This window comes from Falsiroseomonas oryziterrae (assembly GCF_021864505.1).
Lineage (GTDB): Bacteria > Pseudomonadota > Alphaproteobacteria > Acetobacterales > Acetobacteraceae > Falsiroseomonas > Falsiroseomonas oryziterrae.
In genome coordinates this window covers 1-765 of the sequence record NZ_JAKJIB010000662.1, presented here as the reverse complement: position 1 = coordinate 765, position 765 = coordinate 1, and the positions used below count along the sequence as shown (strand labels likewise).

2 protein-coding genes are annotated in these 765 nt (G+C 75.6%); both read left to right on the top strand.

Going from position 1 to position 765, the window contains the following annotated elements; translation table 11 throughout:
* Positions 1–78: 78 nt before the first annotated feature.
* Entirely contained in the window at positions 79–480 is a 402-nt protein-coding gene (locus tag L2I40_RS23955) for a hypothetical protein (protein WP_237217842.1), read from the top strand.
* A gap of 55 nt (positions 481–535) precedes the next feature.
* A partial coding sequence (locus L2I40_RS23950; protein ID WP_237217841.1) for an SDR family NAD(P)-dependent oxidoreductase occupies positions 536–765 on the top strand: 230 nt, incomplete at its 3' end.

Below are 765 nucleotides of genomic sequence, written 5' to 3'. Positions count from 1 at the left end.
CACGCCAATCCTATAAGCTAGCCGCGCAAGCAGCCCTCGATCCGGGAGAGCTTCCGCGACGGGCCGGAGCAGGACCGGGTGATCGGCGGCGGCGTCGGCGCGGATGGCATCGCACGCCACGTGCGCTTCGCAGTCGAGCACGACGCGCGTCGCCTGTCCTGGGCGACCGCGCCGGGCGTGGGCTGCGCCGGCGATATCGCCGTCGAGGACCGCGCGGACGGCGCCACGGTGACGCTGGCGCTGCGGCTTGGCGCGCGTGCCGCGCGGCCGGAGGCCGTGGCGCATTGGACCGGCGATGCGGCCCTCGACCTCGCCGCCGCGCTGCGCGCCAGCCTCGAGGCGGTGAAGCGGCAATGCGAAGCCGTGACGCAGGGCGTGGAACTCGTCTCCGGCGGCACGCAATCGGACCCGTCCCGCGCGCCGCTGCGCGACAGCCGCGGCTTTGGCGCCTCGGCGACGCAGAACCCCACCACGAGCTGACGGCGCGGCTGCGCGGAGTGGCCAATTCGGCGATCCGGCCCTATGTCGCCGGCGCATGATGATCACTGCTTCCATCCCCCGCGCCGCGCTGGTCACCGGCGGCGCGAAGCGCCTTGGCCGCGCCATGGCGCTCGCGCTCGCCGAGGCGGGGTTCGATATCGCGGTGCACTACGCGCAGAGCGAAGCCGAGGCCGAGGCGACCGCGGCGGAGATCCGCGCGCGCGGCCGTCGCGCCGTGGCGCTGCGCGCCGACCTGGCGCGCGAGGCGGAGGTCGCGCGGCTGGT